Genomic DNA, 20,853 nt, shown 5'->3' on the forward strand with positions numbered 1-20,853 from the left:
CAACTCAGAGAAGGGAAATTAGCGCCAAATCTTAGAAAAATCAGACTGTCTTCGTAAAAATTAAATATGGGGATATTTTTGCGGCGCTCTTCAGGCTAATTTTGATTTAATCTGCGCTTCCTTAGCAATCACGGATTCTTTGTACCCACGCAATTGATCAATCTCAATCTTGGGTGCGCCGAAAGTAATACCATGCTTAGCCATGGTTTTAACTTCATCCATGACTGAAGTTGTGTGCAGCAATGCTTTTGATGGAATACAGCCGACGTTCAAGCAAACACCACCCAAGGTTGGATAGCGCTCCACCAACACTGTATTCATGCCTAAGTCAGCACTGCGAAACGCTGCACTATAACCACCGGGGCCCGCACCGAGAACAAGTACTTCACATTCATGATCGACCTTACCGCTGTACTGACCTGCTACTGGAGCAGGGGCCGCTGGTGCGGCAGGTTTTGCTGCTGGAGCCGGTTGAGGTGCAGGCGCTGCACCACTAGCCTCAATCTCCGCAATCACAGAACCTTTGCTCACTTTATCTCCAAGCTTGACTGCAATACTGATAACAGTACCTGCAGCATCGGCTGGAACTTCCATGGTGGCTTTATCAGATTCGAGCACTAATAGTGGCTGCTCTTTTTCAATGACATCACCCACTTTAATCAGCACTTCGATTACAGGTACATCTGCATAGTCTCCAATATCTGGAACAAGGATCGTTTGCTTAGCCATAGATCCTCCCTTACAGACTGGCGCGACGGAAGTCGGCCAAGAGCTGAGCAATGTACACGTTAAAACGCGTAGCTAAGGCACCGTCAATCACGCGATGATCTGCAGAAAGGGACAATGGGCAAATAAGGCGTGGTACAAATTGCTTGCCATCCCAAACCGGCTTCATAGCAGCTTTACTCACACCCAAAATGGCAACTTCTGGAGCATTCACGATTGGTGAGAAATATGTACCGCCAATTCCGCCTAGAGAGGAGATCGTAAAACTAGCGCCCTGCATTTGGTCTGGCTTTAATTTTCCATCGCGTGCAAGAGCAGCTAACTCTGAAGTTTCTTTAGCTAACTCAAAGATGCCTTTCTTATCCACATCTTTAATGACTGGCACAACTAATCCAGTTGGGGTATCTGCCGCAAAACCAATATTGAAGTATTTCTTCAAGATTAGATCATCACCATCCAACGAGCTATTGAACTCTGGATATTTTTTCAGGGCAGCTACTGCGGCTTTCATCAAGAAAGCGAGCATCGTAATCTTGACACCCTTCTTCTCATTCTCTTTATTGGTGAGAACGCGGAATGCCTCTAAATCTGTAATATCAGCATCTTCGTGATAAGTCACAGCCGGGATCATCACCCAGTTACGACCCAAATTAGCTGCTGTGAGCTTCTTAATACGATTGAGTGGCTGACGCTCGATCTCACCAAACTTTGTGAAATCCACTTTCGGCCAAGGAATTAAATTCAAGCCGCCTAAACTGCCACCAGCCGAAGCAGCTGCAGGACTACCTGCGCCACCACTCATTGCGGCCTTCACAAATGCCTGGACATCCTCTTGGGTAATGCGACCTTTAGGGCCAGATCCCTTGACCTGATTAATGGTGACACCCAGTTCGCGTGCAAACTTACGCACAGATGGACTTGCATGACTTGCTGCAGCATCTACTTGTGGAGGTGTATTACTAATAGGAGGAGGTGCTGGGGCACGTGCGATTGGCGGTTCAACAGCCTTGGCCGCTGGAGCTACAGGAGCCGACATCGCTGCTGGTGCGGCAGGTGCGGGTGTAGAGCCCGATGCCCCACCTTCCAGGATCACAACTACTGATCCTTCAGAGAGGTTGTCTCCTACTTTAACTTTGACTTCTTTGACGATGCCGGAATGTGAAGAGGGGACATCCATCGTGGCTTTATCAGACTCCAGCACAACGATAGATTGTTCCTTCTCCACCTTATCACCAGCCTTAACCAAGACTTCGATGACCGGCACATCCTTGTAGTCGCCGATATCTGGGACTTTGATTTCAATTGGAGCACTACTAGTAGCGCTGGCACTAGCAACTGTAGGAGCTTGTGCAGGAGCACTCGCTACTGGTGGAGGTGCTGGAGTAGAAGCTGCGGCACCCTCTTCCAAAGTGATTACCAAAGATCCTTCAGAGAGGTTATCTCCTACTTTAACTTTGACTTCTTTCACAATCCCTGAGTGTGATGAAGGAACGTCCATTGTTGCCTTGTCAGACTCAAGCACAACGATAGATTGTTCCTTCTCCACCTTATCACCAGCCTTAACCAAGACTTCGATGACCGGCACATCCTTGTAGTCGCCGATATCTGGGACTTTGATTTCAATAATTTGACTCATAGTATTTATCTCTTATCAAACCGTCATTGGGTTTGGTTTAGTAGCATCGATGTCGTATTTCTTAATCGCTTCAGCCAACTTGGAACGATCAAGCTGACCAGAGTCAACCAAAGATCTCAAGGCAGTCAGAACTACCCAACGGCGATCTACTTCAAAGAAGTCACGGAGTTTTTCACGAGTATCCGAACGACCAAAGCCGTCAGTACCCAAGACTTCGTAGCGACGACCCATATGCTGAATCGCTGGACGAATCTGTTCAGCAAACAAACGGACATAGTCAGTAGCCGCAACGATTGGGCCTGAAGTATCTTTCAAGCACTTCTCGACATGAGATAAGGCTGGCGCAGCGCTTGGGTTCAACAGATTGCTACGGTGAACCGCAGTCCAATCACGACCTAGCTCAGTAAAGCTTGGGCAACCCCACAAGTCAGAAGAAATGCCCCAGTCTTTATGAAGAATCTCTGCCGCTTCAATCACTTCACGGAAGATAGTTCCTGAACCTAAAAGTTGTACGCGTAGTTTTGCCTTGTCATCGCCAACTGACTTGAGCTTGTACATACCCTTGATGATGTCTTTCTCGGCACCCTTAGGCATTGCTGGGTGTGAGTAGTTTTCATTCATCAAAGTAACGTAGTAGTAAACGTCTTCCTGAACTTCTAGCATGCGACGCATACCATCCTGAATCACTACCGCCAATTCGAATGAGAAGGTTGGGTCATAGCTGATACAGTTTGGAACTGCACCACTCCACAGATGGCTATGGCCATCTTCGTGTTGCAAGCCTTCGCCATTCAAGGTGGTTCTACCAGCCGTACCACCGAGCAAGAAGCCACGACTACGCATATCACCTGCCGCCCAAGCTAAGTCACCAATACGCTGGAAACCAAACATGGAGTAGAAGATATAGAAAGGCAACATCGGTACGCCATGAGTAGAGTATGAAGTTGCTGCAGCGATCCAGTCGCACATACCACCAGCTTCATTAATACCCTCTTGCAGAATTTGACCGGTCTTGTCCTCTTTGTAGAACATCAATTGATCGTGATCTTCTGGCGTGTAAAGCTGACCCAATTGATTCCAAATACCGAGTTGACGGAACATACCTTCCATACCAAAGGTACGGGACTCGTCCGGAACAATTGGAACTACACGCTTACCTAAAACCTTATCGCGTACTACTGTATTGAGAATACGTACGAATGCCATGGTGGTTGAAATCTCACGGCCTTCACTGGTTGCCTCAAGCAATGGCGTAAATACATCCAATGCTGGTACCGGTAAGCTCTCAGCTTTAGTGCGACGCTGTGGCAAATAACCGCCCAATTCTTGACGACGCGCCTTCATGTACTCTAATTCAGGGCTACCTTCAGCAAACTTTACCAAAGGCATTTCGTCTAACTGCTCATCTTTTACCGGAATCTCAAAGCGATCACGGAAGCGACGTACGTCGTCGTCATTCATTTTCTTCGCTTGGTGAGCAATATTCATCGCCTCACCAGAGCCACCCATGCCATAACCTTTAATAGTATGGGCTAGGATTACCGTAGGTTGCTCCTTATGATTTACCGCTGCATGAAATGCTGCGTATACCTTATGAGGATCATGACCTCCACGATTGAGTTGCCAAATCTCATCATCACTCCAGTCGCTGACTAAAGCTTTTAATTCTGGAGTATTGAACACTGTCTCGCGAACGTAGCTACCGTTCTTAGACTTCATAGTCTGATACTGACCATCGACGATCTCGCCCAGGCGCTGCATCAAGATACCCTTCTTGTCACGAGCAAAAAGAGCGTCCCACTGACCGCCCCAAACTACTTTGATGACATTCCAACCTGCACCACGGAACTCGCTCTCGAGCTCTTGAATAATGCTGCCATTGCCGCGCACCGGTCCATCTAAGCGCTGCAAGTTACAGTTGACAACAAAAATTAGGTTATCGAGTTTTTCACGGCCGGCCATGCCAATCGCGCCTAATGATTCTGGTTCGTCAGTTTCACCGTCGCCCAAGAAAGCCCAAACTTTACGGCCCTGCTCCTGAATAAACCCACGATCAGTGAGGTACTTCATAAAGCGAGCTTGATAAATCGCCATGATGGGGCCTAGGCCCATCGACACTGTTGGGAACTGCCAGAAGTCTGGCATCAACCAAGGATGTGGATAGCTAGAGATACCTTTACCGCCTACTTCTTGGCGGAAGTTATTGAGTTGACCTTCTTCGAGGCGACCCAACATGTATGCACGCGCATACACACCTGGCGCTGAGTGACCCTGAACAAATATTAAATCTCCGCCATGCTCTGGAGATGGCGCATGCCAGAAATGATTAAACCCAACGTCATACAAAGTCGCTGCTGACTGAAATGAAGAGATATGTCCGCCAACGTTCGTATCTTTGTTTGCACGCAGAACCATCGCCATGGCATTCCAACGAGTATATGAACGAATGCGGTGCTCTACGTTTTGATCACCAGGCAAACGTGCTTGGTTTTCAACAGGAATAGTATTGATGTATGGAGTCTCAGCATGGAAAGGCTGCACTACTCCGTTTACACGTGCATGAGAAATTTGTTGATCTATTAGATAGGCAGCTCTCTCAGGACCTTCGTTGCGAATAACGCCATCTAGCGCTTGCAACCATTCTTGAGTTTCTCCTGGATCAGCATCCTGGGCATTCTGTTTACCTAATATTTGGTCTGGAACTGCTGCCATCTTTTGTCTCCATTTAATAGTGCGTAATTTGTCATTAACTCTATAGGCAATATTCTAGGAAGGTATATGGGTGTAAACAAGCAATTTTCCACATAATGATAGTATTTCTCATAATGTGGTAATTTATTGCACTGCAAATAAGTAGCTGCATAGACTACAAAATTGCATTTCAAAAGGGGCAAATAAGGCAAAATCGTCTTATTCATGAAAAAAACGGCCTTTTCCGGACTAATCCTTAACCCTATCAGATGGCTCCGCAAAATACGCGGATTTAGGATTGTTTACACCCCGCTACTTGCGATCGTTCTATTTACTGCGGTGATGGGCGTTATTTTGGGTACCCTGCATCTCCAGGAAAAGAACCAGCAAGAGGCAGCCCTATTTAGAGAACTCTCATTTGCCAAGCAACGTATTCAAACGCGTTTCGCTAGCAATCTAGAAGCATTAACCACTATTAATCGAGAAGTGGCAGCCAGCGAAGATCAGATCAAGTTAAGACAAATTGCTCGCGAGCAAGTAGAAGATCTGGTGATGAATAATCACGAGATAGTAAAGATCATATGGCTAAACAATAACAACCAGCGTGAATGGGTTGTCCCAGCTGAAATTGGTAAATCCGATTGGATTGATAAAACCCAAAATGACCAGCTCATTAATTCCAGCCTTTCATCAACCATCGAGCTTAGCCGCGTAACTAGTCGGGCAGCCTTTAGTCAATTTGTATCCTTAAACCTACCGAGCGACGAACCGATCTCCACAGAGAGAAGAATCGTTTTGTGGCAAGTGGTCCCCAATATTGTTGGTGGAGAAATTGTTGGGTTCTTGGCGGCACTCTATACCACCCAAGGCATATTAGATGTGATTCCAGGGGAGCTGAAATCAAATTACCGCTTCACCCTACTAACGGATAACGAAAGGGTATTGGGTATTTCTTCTGATAAAGATACTCCCAAAAGAGCATTTAGTAATCAGACTAGTTTGGATATTGGAGTCTTAAGCCCTAACCTCACTTTGCGGATAGATACCTATCCTCCGCCAACTAATCTTACCTTCAGAATGTTGATCGGGGTTGTTATTGGCTTGAGTGCATTTGTGGTTTGGAGTCTATGGTCGGTTCTCAAGCAGATGCAAGTTCGTCAAGAGGCTGAGGCAAGTCTGCGTGCAGAAACAAGATTTCGTAATGCCATGGAGAACTCCACTCCAGTAGGTATTCGTGCGCACGATATGCAAAAGCGCATTACCTACGTGAATCGAGCCTTTTGTGAAATGACGGGCTGGACAGCAGAAGAATTAATAGGCCTCACCCCGCCATTTCCATTTTGGCCCGATAGCAGAAGAGATGAGTTGGTAGAGAAAATGAATCGGGCAATGCAATCAGACCTCAGCCTCATGATGAGGGTTGGCATTGAAGGTGCGATCTTAAAACGGGACGGCACCTTAATACAGACGCGTACTTTTATCGCTCCGCTGATTAATGAAAAAGATAAGCAGACTGGTTGGGTTACCTCCCTGATTGATATTTCAGAACCTAAAAAGATTCGTGAAGAATTGGCTGCCTCTCAAGAGCGCTTTACCACTGTTCTAGAGAGTCTAGATGCAGCCGTGTCAGTAGTCTCACTAGAAACGAATGCCCTACTCTTTGCCAATCGTTTTTATCGAGAGCGCTTTGGTGATGACTCTAAAGGCCACTATCAGTTGGCGGGCAGCGATTCTAGCAATATGACATTGAGAGATATCGCAGAAGATCTAGAGGATTCCCCTCCGGGAATTCCAACGCCATTCCTGTATCAAGAATCCGAGTCAGAAGAAGTTCAGTTAAGTGATGAAAGCAATCAATGGTTTGAAGTTAGACGTCGCTTTATCCCGTGGGTTGACGGACATCTTGCGCAATTATTAATTGCCACCGACATTACTGCTCGTAAAGAAGCTGATGATTTGGTTCAGCAACAACAAGAACGTATGCAGTTTACAAGCCGCCTCACTACGATGGGCGAAATGGCTTCTTCTTTAGCCCATGAACTAAACCAACCTCTTTCGGCGATTTCAAACTACTGTATGGGTGTTGCAAAACGTTTAGAGGGCAGTTTAGACCCTGTGATGAACAAAGAAATTTTGCCCGCTCTCGAGAAAGCTGCCGAACAGGCGCATCGAGCGGGTACCATCATTCAACGCATTCGCGGCTTTGTAAAGCGTAGTGAGCCACAACGCAAAGAATCGAATGTTGCTGAAATTATTAATGATGCCGTCGGCTTAGTTGAAATTGAAGCCCATCGACACCGCTTAACTATCACCTCTGAAATTGCTGAGAATCTACCGGTAGTCAATCTCGACCCCGTACTAATCTTGCAAGTTGTAGTCAATTTGCTCAAAAATGCCCTAGATAGCGTGCGAGAGGCTTACCCCCTCTCCTCCCGTTGGTCGGCGCCACCAGTGCGGATTAGCGCGGACTTAGACACCAGTATTTTCCCAGCCATGCTCCGAATCCAAGTTACTGATACCGGGGGCGGTATCTCTGAAAACGTACTGGAACGCATGTTTGAGCCATTTTTCAGCACAAAATCCGATGGAATGGGCATGGGACTCAATATTTGCCGTTCTATTATTGAATCCCACCATGGCAGGCTATGGGCTACCAACGTCCAAGACTCAGAACAGACTAAGCTGGCGGGCTGCACCTTTACAATACTTCTACCCCTGGAGCCGACGCAACCCAAGGCCAATGTTTAACGGATTTACCTCACGAGAACTGATATGAACTTAAGCGCTGCTGCAAAACCGAACCAAGCTGAAGTGGTCTATGTAGTTGATGATGATGAAGCAGTCAGAGACTCGCTGACTTGGCTCTTAGAAAGTAATGGTTACGTTGTACGTTGCCATGCAAGCGCAGAACGCTTCTTGCAGTCTTTGCAAAGCACCGATAAGTCCACTATTTCTTGCGCCATTTTGGATGTGCGTATGCCTGGTATGTCTGGTCTCGAATTACAAGAGCGTCTCACGAGTGAAAATTTACCAATGCCAGTTGCTTTCATTACTGGTCATGGGGATGTCTCAATGGCAGTCTCCACCATGAAACGTGGTGCGGTAGATTTCATTGAAAAGCCTTTTAAAGAAAATGATCTTTGTGGTTTAGTGGATCGCATGCTTGCCAAAGCACGTATCGACTATTCACAAGCTAGTCAGCGCAAGATTACCCAAAGCTTGCTCGGCAAGTTGACTGGGCGTGAGCGCCAAGTTCTAGAGCGTATTGTTGCTGGTCGTCTCAATAAACAAATTGCTGATGATCTTGGCATTTCCATTAAGACTGTTGAGGCGCACCGTGCCAACATCATGGAAAAGCTCAACGTCAATACGGTTGCAGACCTGCTCCGCTTGGCTTTATCTGATCCTCAGCCTAATTAATTACTGGGGTTCTCAATGCCAGCACAATTATTAGACGGAAACGCCCTTTCTAAAAAACTGCGCACCGAAATTGCTGCACGTGGTGCCATTGTTACGGCCAAAGGTACAAGACCTGGTCTAGCAGTGATTGTGGTTGGTGACAACCCTGCTAGTGCAGTTTATGTCCGCAACAAAGTGAAAGCCTGTGAAGATGTTGGTTTTCATTCTGTTTTAGAGCGCTACTCTGCTGAACTTGGCGAAGAAGAATTACTTGCCCGTATTGCAACCCTCAATGCGGATCCTGCAATACATGGGATTTTGGTACAACTCCCTTTGCCTGAACATATTGCCTCTGAGCGTGTTCTTGAGGCGATTGCCCCAGAAAAAGATGTAGATGGCTTTCACGTTGCAAATGCTGGCGCCCTGATGGTCGGCCAACCAGAGTTCAAGCCATGCACTCCCTATGGATGCATGAAGATTCTGGAAAGTATTGAATATCCGATTCGGGGTGCTCGTGCAGTGATTGTTGGTGCCTCTAATATTGTAGGCAAGCCAATGGCAATGCTGCTATTGCAAGCCGGTGCAACTGTGACTATCTGCAATAGCAAGACACGTGACTTGTCCCACCATACAAAAGATGCCGATATTTTGGTGGTTGCCACAGGCAAACCCAAAATGATCTCCGGAGATATGGTGAAGAACGGCTCGGTTGTCATTGACGTTGGAATCAACCGCCTGCCAGACGGCAAGCTTTGTGGTGATGTGGATTTTGATACTGCCAAATATGTAGCCGGCTGGATTACCCCGGTTCCTGGTGGTGTTGGTCCAATGACCATCACTATGCTGCTCATGAATACCCTAGAAGCTGCTGAAAAGGCCGCAAAGCATTAAGCAACTGGGCAATAAGGCTTTAACTGGGACTTTTGGCAAAATTGCTCCCAGTCCATTAAGCTAGAGGGATGACTACATCTCTCACAAATAGCCTCCCCGCTGAACTACAAAACAACCCTCTGACCACTTTTGGGCGTGGCATCGCCGCCTATTTAGAAGTCAAGCCCGAGCACATTGCACCTGCGATTGAATATCTCCTCAAGCATGCGCAAGATGCAGTTGATCTAGCCCTTAATCCAAGCACTCCATCTACCTGGGATTGCTTGGCCGAACCCCTGGAGGATGCTACAGAATCTTTAGGCAGATCTTGGGGTGTAATCTCTCATCTCAATAGTGTTGCTGATACACCAGAGTTGCGTGTTGCGTATGGTGAGATGTTGCCCAAGGTCACCGCTTTCTTTTCGAGCTTGGGACAGAATTTAGAGCTCTACAAAAAGTTTAAAGAATTAAGCAAGGCTCCTGGCTTTTCAAAACTAAGTTCAGCACAGAAGAAAGTGATTGAAAACTCCCTAAGAGATTTTCGTTTGGGTGGTGCAGAGCTTAGCGATGCAGATAAGCCCCGCTTTTCTCAAATTCAGGATGAACAAGCAACATTAGGCAAGGCTTTTTCAGATCATGTTTTAGATGCCACCGATAGCTTTGTTCATTTGATAACTGATCAAGCAGAGTTAGTCGGCCTACCTGAAGATGCCATTGCTGCTGCAGATACTGCCCAGCAGAAGAACTTGCAAGGCTGGGCATTTACACTGCACTTCCCTTCTTATTACCCAGTGATGCAGTATTCAGAAAACCGGGCTTTACGTCGCCTGATGTATGAGGCCTATGTAACTCGAGCTTCTGAACTGGCACCCGAGTTTGCTAAGGGCAAATTAGATTGGGACAATACACAAAATATGTTGGAACAGTTAAGACTGCGTGATGAAGAAGCGCGCATGCTGGGCTTTAAAAACTATGCCGCTCTAAGCTTGGCGCCTAAGATGGCAAGCAGCGTTGAGGAGGTTGATTCTTTTTTAACCAATTTCGCCCAAAAGGCCAAACCATTTGCATTAAAGGATTGGCAAGAGTTATCTGAATTTGCCAAGACTGAACTATCTATTGTTGATGGATTGGAGCCATGGGATGTTGCCTTTGCTTCAGAAAGATTGAAGCAAGAGCGCTACTCTTTTTCTGAGAATGAACTCAAGCAATACTTCCCTCTACCCAAGGTATTGGATGGTCTCTTCCAAGTCATTCAAACTTTGTTTGGCGTCAAGATAGAAGCGGCAGATTTACCCACGTGGCATACAGATGTTCAGTCTTTCTCAGTCAAGAATGCCAAAGGCAATATCGTGGCTTACTTTTACCTAGACCCTTATGCTCGCCCTGGTAAGCGTGGTGGCGCATGGATGGATGATGCTCGTGGCCGCAGAGTATTGCCTAATGGCGAGATTCAGGTCCCCGTAGCCTACTTAGTATGCAACTTTGCACCGCCAGTTAAGGTAGATGGTGTTTTACGCCAGCCCACCATTACTCATGATGATGTGATCACCCTCTTTCATGAAAGTGGTCATGGTTTGCATCACCTCTTAACTCAAGTTAGTGCCTTAGGTGTATCTGGCATTAATGGTGTTGAGTGGGATGCCGTAGAGTTGCCAAGTCAGTTTATGGAAAACTTCTGCTGGGAATGGGAGGTCTTAGAAAAAATGACAGCACATGCCGAAACAGGCAAACCACTCCCTCGTGAATTGTTTGACAAAATCCTCGCCGCCAAGAACTTCCAGAATGGCTACATGACCTTACGGCAAATTGTGATGTCATTAACGGATTGGCGTTTGCATGCGAGCTTTGATGCAAAGAATGCCCAAGGCCAAGCGGTGCTCGATCTATCTAGATCCATTGCAGATCAATTTAATGTCATTCCACAACCCAAGATCTCACGCTGGATCAATACCTTTAGCCATATCTTTGCAGGTGGCTATGCAGCGGGCTACTACAGCTATAAGTGGGCAGAGGTGTTATCAGCCGACGTCTACTCAGCTTTTGAAGAGGCGGCAAAACTTACAGGCAGCGTCTTAGATGAAAAGACTGGCGCTCGTTATCGCGAAGAGATTTTAGAGGTTGGTGGCAGCCGCCCTGCAGCTGAATCCTTCAAAGCTTTTAGGGGCAGAGAGCCAAGCATTGATGCCTTATTAAGGCATGGTGGTTTGGCTTAAATCAGGCATATATTTAAATCTCACCCAACCCACAAGTCAGATAGCTGTATTAGAGCCCAAGGTTCGCCCTAATTTTCTCTACCAGGGCTTTAGTGGTGTTGGGAGAGGACCCATTTCCCCAGCTTGATCTGACATAGCTTGTAATTTCCACAATCTCCAGATCATTCAATCTTGAGGCAAATGATGGCATAGCAATATAACCAACTCGCATCTGGATTCCGCGGATCATCACTTAAATAATATTGTTAGGCTGTATCGCCATAGCTACCCGGTTGCCCTGTCTTTTTCTTCGCCCTATTCTCAAAGAAAGTTTCAATTTCTACAAAGAAAATAGGTACAAGTGCCACTGCTAAACAGGTCGAAGCAATCATGCCGCTAAAAACCGTGACCCCGAGAGAAACCCGCGCTGCAGCTCCTGCACCAGTAGAAAATATTAAGGGCATAACGCCTAAGATAAATGCAATCGATGTCATCGTAATTGCTCTAAAACGCACCTTAGATGCCTCTAAAGCAGAGTCAACCAAACTCATCCCTTTTTGTTTGCACTCGAGCGCAACCTCCACGATCAAGATGGAGTTTTTACAAGAGAGGGCAATCATTAAGACCAAACCAATCTGCACGTAAATGTTGTTGGGAATGCCAGTGAACGTAAGTGCTAGTACGGGCCCCGATAACGAAAGAGGAACGGCCGTCAAAACCGATAATGGTGCAACCCAAGTTTCATATTGAGCAGCTAAAACAAGGTAGACCAATAAGATAGATAGCCCAAAAATCAAGATCACGGTATTGCCTACCAACTTTTCTTGATAGGACATCCCCTCCCACTGAAAGGCAATGCCAGTTGGCAGCGTTTCTGTAGCCAGCTTTTCTAACACCTGCATTACCTGCCCTGAGCTATAACCCTCATTTGCAGCACCCAAAACAGCGGCAGAAGGATATAGCTGGAACTGTGTTACAAACGGAGGTCCATTGACTTCTTCAATATCGATAAAAGATCCTAAGGGAACCATATCGCCGATCTTATTTCTCACATACAAACGGCTGATCTGATCTGGAGTCATTCGGTACTTTCCATCAGCCTGTACATATACCTGATAGGTTTGACCGTACGTAAAAAATTGATTGACATAGGTCGAGCCAACATAGGACTGCAAGACATCATAGGCATCTCCAATCGCAACACCTACCGTTTCAGCACGGCCAATATTGAACGTGAGCTTGAGTTGTGGGACATTATTTTGAAATGGTGTAAAGATCGCCCTGACCTCTGGAAATTTTTCAGCCTCACTGATAAATTGCTTTGCAGCCGCATCCAATTTTGCAAAACTATTACTACCATCGGTAAGCATGAGTCTCATAGAAAAACCACCAGATAAACCGAGGCCTGGAATGGCAGGAGGTAAAAGTACAAAGGACTTAAGCTCTTGCACCTGCTGCAGACCCGCATTCATGGCGTTGTAAATATCGAGCAAGCCCTCGCCTTTTCCGCGGTCACCCCATTTTTTCATAATGACATAGAGAGCTCCTGAATTCGACTGTGAGGTATTGTTGTTGATGAGGTTGATTCCACCAATCACGACTACATTGTCAACACCAGGGATCTTTTGCAAAACAGCAACGGCCTTCTTAATACCATCTTCAGTTCTTTGCAACGATGCGGCATCAGGCAAAGTGACTGATACGAGTAGATAACCTTGATCCTCGTTTGGAATAAACCCAGAGGGAGTTAGTGAGAGGCCAATGAGAGAGGCAGCAATGATCGTAGTTCCAAATAAGACTGCCTTTTTACGGTTATCCATCAACTTATGTAGTTGATGCTCATACCAATTAGCAAGGCGATTAAAGTATTCATCAAACTTTTGATAAAACTTATTTTTGACCGCATTTGGATCAACAGGCCTTAAATACTGTGCAGATTGAGTTGGCTTTAAGGTGATCGCATTAATACCGCTAATCAATGCGGTAGCGGCAATAACTAAGGCAAATTGGCGATACATTTGCCCAGTGATCCCAGAAATAAAGGAAGCGGGAATAAAAACTGCCATCAATACCAAGGTAATACCAATAATCGGGCCCATCAATTGGGTCATAGCGTCAATTGCACCTTGCCTAGGTGCTTCGCCATCTTCAATTTTTTTGGAGACTGCCTCAACCACCACAATAGCATCGTCGACCACAATACCAATACACAACACAATCGCAAACAAGGTCATGAGGTTAATTGAAAAACTCAATGCAGCCATGGCAGCAAAAGCGCCAATAATTGTGACGGGCACTGTAGTGGCAGGCACTAAGGTAGCGCGCCAGTTTTGCAGGAATATCAGAATAACAATTAACACCAAGATACCGGCTTCATAGAGGGTTTTATATACCTCATGAATTGACGCTTGCACGAACATGGTGGTATCAAATGGAATATCCCAAGACACTCCCTTGGGGAGTGTCTTAGCGATTTTTTCCATCTCCCCACGAACAGCCTGGGCGACGGCCAAAGCGTTGGCCCCTGGCATTTGATAGATGGCTATTCCACCTGCGGGGCTCTCATTGATTTTAAAGAACTGGTTATAGTTTTGGCTACCCATTTCAATTCTCGCGATATCCCTTAAGTAAGTAATATCGGATTTACTTCCTGTCTTTATAACGATTCTGCCGAACTGCTCTGGCGTTGTCATAGCACTCGTCACATTGAGCGTGAATTGAAAATCTTGACCAAGCGGTGTAGGGGGTGCTCCCGTCTGACCAGCAGTCAGTAATACATTTTGTTTATTGATGATGGCAATCACATCACTTGGCATGAGATTCCGCATCTTCAGCTGCGCGGGATCTAGCCAAATCCGCATACTGTAATTTCCCACACCAAACACATTGGCTGCCGCTACACCAGGTATGCGGGCTAAACGCTGTTGTAACTGGAGATTTGCAAGGTTACTTAAAAATAATCCATTCTGCTCAGGATTGGTAGAGGTCAACGTGACAAACTGCAAAATTGCCGTGGACTGTGTTTTAGTGGTGACCCCCTGCTTTTGTACTGCTTGCGGCAGGGCAGGCAGAGCGATTGCCACTCGGTTCTGCACGTTGACTTGCGCTAAGTCAGGATCAGTACCCACTTGAAACGTGACTGTCAGCGTGTAAGTTCCCGTATCCGTAGAGGTAGACTCCATATAGAGCATGCCATCAACGCCATTGACTTGAGTTTCAATATTACTTGCTACCAATTGCTGCACTAAGGTAGCACTAGCGCCAGGATAACTTGTGGTGACCTGAATAGTAGGCGGTACGATATTGGGGTATTGCGAGATCGGTAAGCCAAAAATACAAACTCCCCCAATCAGCAGCATCAACAGCGCAATCACGTTGGCCATTACCGGCCGTTCGATAAAAAATTTAGAGAGCATGATTATTTCAGGATCATTGCTTCAAGCGTTACTGCTTTGGGATTAGTCACTTGATTCACGCTTATATTAATGAAGCCGTTAATCACCACTTGGCTTGAGGCTGTTAAGCCTTCTGTCACTTCAACATACTTTTCAAAACGCTGTCCAAGTTTAATCGGCTGACGTTGCGCCTGCTTTAATTCATCTAAAACATACACATAATCGCCGACTTGATCATTCAAGGTGGCGGTTACAGGAACCAATAAAGCCTGTCTGGGTTTGCCATATTGCGCCATGACCCGCGCATATAGTCCAGGTATTAATGAATAATTCTCATTCAAGAAGATCCCGCGCAATTGAAGGGAGCCGGTTTCTGTGGAGATTAAATTGGCCGCATAATCAAGGACTCCTTCATGAGGATAGCCTTTCTCATTTTGAAGCCCAGCAAAAACTGGCAAGGTATTTACATTAGATTTCTTGTCTGCATTTTTATCGATTTCCTCAAACTTCAAGAATTCCCGCTCATTGACTGAGAAATAAACATAAATAGGTGAAATCTGTTGGATCGTTGCCAACTTCACCCCTTTTGAAGTAGTGTCCAAATACGTTCCGACATCTAATAAGTGCCGACCCATCAGCCCATCAAATGGCGCTCTAATTTCGGTATAGCCTAAATTGATCTTTGCGAGCGTTAAGTTCGCCTCGGACTGTTGGTACTGCGACAAGGCTTTATCTACGGCTGCTTGAGAGGTCGCGTTTTCTTTCAGTAACGATTTTTGACGCCCGTATTCGATCTTTGCTTCGTCGTAAATAGCCTTTTTCAAATTCACTTCTTGGATATATTGGTCCTGTTCAATCACAAACAACAGGTCACCCTTTTTCACCATGGTGCCATCTGCAAACCCAATTTTGGTGAGGTAGCCTTTAACTCGGGCATCTAAGTTGACCGTCAGATAAGGATCAACCACACCATCAAAAGTGGCAAAGCTGCGAATTTCCTGAGAGAGCGGCAAGGCGGTAGTAACTGGTATTGGTGGTTTTGTTGTGGTTTTACCGCAGGACTTAAGGAAGACTAGAGCAATGATCGCAATTAAGACGACGATGGATATACCAATAGTCCTTGGAGACAGCTTCTTTTTTAGGAATGGGATATCAACCGTGCTTAGCTTTGTTAAGAGAGCATTCCAACGTGACAATAATGAAGTCCAAAAAGGCTGCAGATGACCCCATAGTTCCGTTAGTAAAAGTTTGGCTTTTAGTAAGAGGTCTTTCATGGCGCAGCACTTCCCTGAGTCGGAGTTGTTGATTTCATTGGCGCTACTCCTTCAGCAGGTAGCGATTGATTCGGCAGAAGGAACTTGCCCGCTTGGACATTAAACGGTTCACCAGTCTTCGTAAGTACATTGCCCCAATCTGTGCGGTCGGTCATCTCGGCAACCATCATTTCAGGTAATTTGGGCGGCGTCATTTCCGCAGACCAACCGCCGCCGAGCGCCTTAAATGCACCAACATATCCAACCAGCTCATTCGACTTGGTTTGCACTAAAGAGCTTTGAATATTCAATAAAGATTGCTGAGCAACAATCACGGTGTTGTAGTCATTTTGACCCGCTATGTAGCGTCCTAAGGCCATATCTGCAGCGCTCTTGGCAGCAATCACGGCGCGGCTGTAGTCTACTACAGCGCTCTTAGAAGTTGAAATCGTCACCAGCGAATCTTCAACTTCTTTTTGCGCATTCAAGACCAAATTTTGATATGCCAAAATACTTTGTTGAAACACAGCATCCTGTACGCGCACCTGATCTACCAATGCACCTCGATAAAATAACGGTAAATAAAGTCCTGCAGAAATGCCGGTGGAGTTATTACCCCAGCTAAATAGACTTCCTGAACTCGTGGGACCGAAATTCGAGGTCGCATAACCAAAGGTACCGCCCAAGGTAAAGGTCGGAAACAGCAGGGCCTTATTGACACCGATCAAGGAAGATTGGGATGCTGCAGAAAATTCTGCTTGCAGGATATCTGGACGACGGCGCAATAAATCTCTTGGCATCCCCACACCTAATTCATTAGGTGGCTTGAGTGAGCCCTTGGTATCGCCATACTTCTTTTCATAGTAATCAGGCGGCTGACCCAATAAGATGCTCATTGCATTTTGTGTTTTCTTGAGATTAGCGATCAAAGTGGGGATCTGTGCCTTGGTTTGCTCGTATTGCGCCTGAGCCTGGCTTAGATCCAACATCGAGGTCGCGCCATACTTAAAACGCGCACCTGCTATCCGCAAGCTTTCTTTTTGCAACGCAAGGTTGGCCTTGGCAACAGCAATCAACTCCTCATTGTTACGAATATTGATGTAAGTATTTGCGACATCCGCAGTTAAAGAAACATCCGCCGAGTAAAAAGCAGCAACGCTCGATAAATACGAATTCAAAGAGCTTTCAATTCCGCGCCTAGCCTTGCCCCAAAAATCTAACTCCCAATTGAGTTGAATTACGGCGTTATTGAAGGTCAAATTTCCCGAGTTATTGGTTATTTCTTGCAAATTACTATTGCGGGTATTGGCATAAGTACTGCTCAATGCAATCGTTGGCAAGATGGTTGCATCACTCACCCCTAGCTGTGCCTGTAACTGATAAATTCTTAAAGCGGTTTGTTGCAGCGTGAGATTTTGAGAAGCAGCTTCTTTAAGTAAGGCATTGAGTGTCGGATCATTAAAACTCTTCCACCACTCCACTGGATCCAGAATTTTGTTCGAGTTCTCACCCAAAGATTCCGTAAATTCAGTTTGCGTTGTTGACTGATACTGATTAGCTGATTTTACTGAGGGTCTTGTAAAGTCAGGCCCCACCATAAAACAGCCCGCCAGCAAAACAGTGCTGGCGAGAAGGGTTACAGAGAGCCTTAAATTTTTAGGCATTAGCGCAAGGGGGGGTCAAAAATGGAAAAAATGTGAATCCAGTTTAGTCCAATAACCGATAAAGTACATAAGATCGTAATTTATCTTACTGCATATACCATCCATGACTGACAACAATCGATTGCCCGGTTAAGGCATTAGTCTCAAATCCGGCTAGGAACACCACGGTATTGGCTACATCGTCAACAGTAGTAAATTCACCATCAACGGTTTCTTTTAGCATGACATTTTTAACTACATCTGCTTCGCTAATTCCCAGCGCTTTTGCTTGCTCAGGTATCTGCTTTTCAACTAAGGGTGTTCTCACAAACCCGGGGCAAACCACATTGGCACGAACATTTCTTGGGCCACCTTCTTTGGCAATCACCTTGCATAGACCAATCAAGCCGTGTTTCGCAGTCACGTAAGCCGATTTCAGTTTAGATGCCTCATGTGAGTGTACTGAGCCCATATAAATGATTGACCCACCTCTACCACTGTCGTACATATGCTTGATTGCAGCCTTCGTGGTAAGAAATGCACCATCTAAATGGATTGCCATCATTTTTTTCCACTCAGCATAGGGATACTCCTCAATGGGGTGAACAATTTGAATACCGGCATTAGATACGAGCACATCAATACTGCCTAGCTTTTCTACCGTTTCAGTGATGCCTGCATTCACCATCTCTTCATTCGTTACATCCATAGCAACTGCAATTGCTTTGCCACCGTGGCTATTGATATCATCTGCAACTTTTTGGGCATCTGACAAATTGAGATCAGCAATCACAACGGCCGCGCCCGCTTCTGATAACTTGATGGCGCATTCCTTACCAATACCACTTGCAGCTCCAGTAATCAGGGCAACTTTATTTTTTAAAGACATACTTTTCTCCGAGAAAAATGAAAGGGGTTTGAATTAAGCAAGATAGTCAAAGGCAACCTCACCTAGACCAAGCGTGAGATCACACATCAGGTGTTTTGCAGAAATGACTTCAAGTACTGGTAAATCGGCTATGGGCGCTAATGCATGGTGAAATAATTCTAATCTTGCGGGGCCTGTCCAGGCGCCATGCACCGTCACGTTTTGACTGAAGTAGCGCACCAACTCACAAATTCTGGGTGTGCCATCTACGTGAGGAATAATTTTGAGCAAGTAACCCGGAGTTTCAGAAAGCTTTTTTTGCTCTTGCGCAATGTCTAACGTCTGAAATTTAAAACCCATTGTTCCTATGGCGACTCTGATGGGGCCATAATCCAATGTTCCTACCAAAGTATCCGACTCAATTCTTAATTGAGGATATGCCAGTTTCTTTGGAAATCCCCACAATTCTCTTCCGCCAGCAATAGGTGCCATATCATCTAAAAACATCATATGGGTATAACTAGCAGGCTTGCCATCCGCATCGATGACGTTGATTACCTGACCGCTTTCGGTGTAATCGCCAAAACCAGAAGAGTCCGGCATTTTAATAAATTCAAAGCTTACCAATGGATCATTCACCGTCAAAGGCTCCGGGACGATCGCTCTTAAGGCATCCAGATCGGTCCTGTAAGTAATGATGAAGAATTCACGATTAACAAAGTGGTAAGGTCCCCTTGGGTAAGCGGGACTAACAAAAGGCATCGAATAAGCATTTTTGCGAATGTCTGCAATGTTCATTTCTTTCTCCTACTTAAAGTGTTGTCGGTTTTTTGGGTTCTGTGAAAATCATATTCAATGTAGTTTTCTCCATCGGGAGGCAACTCGAGACACTTTGGATTTGAAAGCGTTTCGAGGATGTCCTCAAGACCCGCTTGCCAATGCATTTGCATCGTCTCAAAACTAAATTGGTAATCCTTGAAGTGACCTTCGCTAGGTTTATCTTGATAAATCAACTGGATGAAATTAAACTTTTTTGCACACAATTCACGGTTTAATTCGGAGAACAAAGGGTCCTGACTCTTAACAGAGTCGGGTACATGCTCCAAGAGATCTAATAATAATTTGCGCATTTTTTGCTTTTCTTTAATACCGTTACCAATACTACGTGTTCTGCTGGAGTATTGAATATCCTTCTGTCGCTCCATCACCTCAAAAATATTCGTCGGATTCTTGCCCATAGCGCTCCATATATCAACCTGAAAAACGAGAGTGTCTTCTAAAGATATGTTTCCAAGGGTGTAAACATGTTCAAGTGGTGTATTAGATACGCATCCACCATCCCAATAAAATTCGCCATCGATTTCAACCGCAGGAAATCCAGGCGGAAGTGATCCAGAGGCGAGGAAATGCTTGGCCTCCAACTTCATCTGAGTATTATCAAAATAAATAAAGTTTCCAGTTCGCACGTTTGTCGCGCCCACTGAAACTCGCATAGACTTGTGGTCATTAATTCTGTCAAAATCACAAAATTTTTCAAGAGTTGCAATCAAGGGGGAGGTGTCGTAAAAGCTAACGTCAGCTGGACTGCCTACACCAGGCGCAAAAGGTTTGGGTATAAAAAAGTTTTTTTGACCGCCCATAATTGCATTGGATGCTGCAGCTGACCCAAACATTTTTTCAATCTGAGTGCTATTCAGGATATTCATACCGATTTGACTGCCTGCATACATCTTGTCAGCAAACATCAAAAACTGGGCTAGTGGAGATGGATTGCAGCAAATGGCTTCCCAAAATCCTTTTAGTTTCTCCACACGATCTTTTGGAGCATTTCCAGCGATGACAGCACAATTGAGTGACCCGATAGAAATTCCAGCTACCCAAGTGGGATAAATGCCCCGTTTATCTAAGCCTTCAAGTACCCCAGCTTGATAAGACCCTAATGCGCCCCCTCCCTGCAGAACAAGACCAATTCGAGGATATGGGAGATTGAGAGTTTTCATACGGATTTGAGTTCATCAGACTGCCCACTAAGGATATAGCTTAGGGTGCTATCTTTAGGAGGGAATCTTGAATTTCATAAGATGGGAGAAAATAGATAACAATACTTATAGTTAATATTTATGTCAAACAAGTGACGAAAGATCAGGCCAGCCCACCTTTGTACTGGCTATTTTTAATAG

Annotated in this window: 12 protein-coding genes and 1 pseudogene; 4 read left to right on the forward strand and 9 right to left on the reverse strand. The window is 45.5% G+C overall.

Annotated features, from left to right (window positions below; all coding sequences use genetic code 11):
• Nucleotides 1-120: 120 nt before the first annotated feature.
• The 3 genes and pseudogenes from ICN48_RS12370 to aceE all read right to left on the reverse strand — a co-directional run.
• A pseudogene (locus ICN48_RS12370) lies at nucleotides 121-729 on the reverse strand (biotin/lipoyl-containing protein); the annotation flags it as partial.
• 10 nt (nucleotides 730-739) lie between these two features.
• The gene (gene aceF, locus ICN48_RS12375) at nucleotides 740-2,362 is read right to left on the reverse strand and encodes a dihydrolipoyllysine-residue acetyltransferase (protein ID WP_216153990.1); all 1,623 of its coding nucleotides are present in this window, start codon (nucleotides 2,360-2,362) and stop codon (nucleotides 740-742) included.
• A gap of 15 nt (nucleotides 2,363-2,377) precedes the next feature.
• Complete coding sequence (aceE, locus tag ICN48_RS12380) at nucleotides 2,378-5,074, reverse strand: pyruvate dehydrogenase (acetyl-transferring), homodimeric type (protein ID WP_216153991.1); 2,697 nt, start codon at nucleotides 5,072-5,074, stop codon at nucleotides 2,378-2,380.
• A gap of 204 nt (nucleotides 5,075-5,278) precedes the next feature.
• Between aceE and ICN48_RS12385 the strand changes: the two genes are divergently transcribed.
• The 4 genes from ICN48_RS12385 (at nucleotide 5,279) to ICN48_RS12400 (ending at nucleotide 11,535) form a co-directional block, all read left to right on the forward strand.
• Nucleotides 5,279-7,801, forward strand: coding sequence for a PAS domain-containing sensor histidine kinase (locus ICN48_RS12385; RefSeq protein ID WP_216153992.1), 2,523 nt, complete (start codon nucleotides 5,279-5,281; stop codon nucleotides 7,799-7,801).
• 24 nt (nucleotides 7,802-7,825) lie between these two features.
• Nucleotides 7,826-8,473, forward strand: a complete 648-nt coding sequence (locus ICN48_RS12390; RefSeq protein ID WP_216153993.1) for a response regulator transcription factor — start codon at nucleotides 7,826-7,828, stop codon at nucleotides 8,471-8,473.
• A 15-nt stretch (nucleotides 8,474-8,488) separates the two neighbouring features.
• The gene (gene folD / locus ICN48_RS12395; protein ID WP_216153994.1) at nucleotides 8,489-9,343 is read left to right on the forward strand and encodes a bifunctional methylenetetrahydrofolate dehydrogenase/methenyltetrahydrofolate cyclohydrolase FolD; all 855 of its coding nucleotides are present in this window, start codon (nucleotides 8,489-8,491) and stop codon (nucleotides 9,341-9,343) included.
• A gap of 68 nt (nucleotides 9,344-9,411) precedes the next feature.
• Entirely contained in the window at nucleotides 9,412-11,535 is a 2,124-nt protein-coding gene (locus ICN48_RS12400; protein WP_216153995.1) for a M3 family metallopeptidase, read from the forward strand.
• Nucleotides 11,536-11,780: 245 nt separating this feature from the next.
• Here the strand turns inward: ICN48_RS12400 and ICN48_RS12405 are convergent, their stop codons facing one another.
• The 6 genes from ICN48_RS12405 to ICN48_RS12430 form a co-directional block, all read right to left on the reverse strand.
• Nucleotides 11,781-14,930 (reverse strand): efflux RND transporter permease subunit, encoded by a 3,150-nt coding sequence (locus ICN48_RS12405; RefSeq protein ID WP_216153996.1) that lies wholly within the window; start codon nucleotides 14,928-14,930, stop codon nucleotides 11,781-11,783.
• Nucleotides 14,931-14,932: 2 nt separating this feature from the next.
• A complete protein-coding gene (locus ICN48_RS12410) occupies nucleotides 14,933-16,183 on the reverse strand; it encodes an efflux RND transporter periplasmic adaptor subunit (RefSeq protein WP_216153997.1) in 1,251 nt (416 codons plus the stop codon).
• Nucleotides 16,180-17,826 (reverse strand): efflux transporter outer membrane subunit, encoded by a 1,647-nt coding sequence (locus ICN48_RS12415; RefSeq protein ID WP_216153998.1) that lies wholly within the window; start codon nucleotides 17,824-17,826, stop codon nucleotides 16,180-16,182. The genes ICN48_RS12410 and ICN48_RS12415 overlap by 4 nt, the downstream gene beginning before the upstream one ends.
• Before the next feature lie 85 nt (nucleotides 17,827-17,911).
• Nucleotides 17,912-18,694 carry a 3-hydroxybutyrate dehydrogenase gene (locus ICN48_RS12420; protein ID WP_216153999.1) on the reverse strand — a complete coding sequence of 261 codons (783 nt, stop codon included), beginning with the start codon at nucleotides 18,692-18,694 and terminating at the stop codon, nucleotides 17,912-17,914.
• A 33-nt stretch (nucleotides 18,695-18,727) separates the two neighbouring features.
• Nucleotides 18,728-19,471, reverse strand: a complete 744-nt coding sequence (locus ICN48_RS12425; protein WP_216154000.1) for an acetoacetate decarboxylase — start codon at nucleotides 19,469-19,471, stop codon at nucleotides 18,728-18,730.
• A complete protein-coding gene (locus ICN48_RS12430) occupies nucleotides 19,468-20,673 on the reverse strand; it encodes a patatin-like phospholipase family protein (protein WP_216154001.1) in 1,206 nt (401 codons plus the stop codon). The genes ICN48_RS12425 and ICN48_RS12430 overlap by 4 nt, the downstream gene beginning before the upstream one ends.
• Nucleotides 20,674-20,853: the final 180 nt, after the last annotated feature.

Source organism: Polynucleobacter sp. JS-Safj-400b-B2, from assembly GCF_018881975.1.
In the GTDB taxonomy this organism is placed as follows: domain Bacteria; phylum Pseudomonadota; class Gammaproteobacteria; order Burkholderiales; family Burkholderiaceae; genus Polynucleobacter.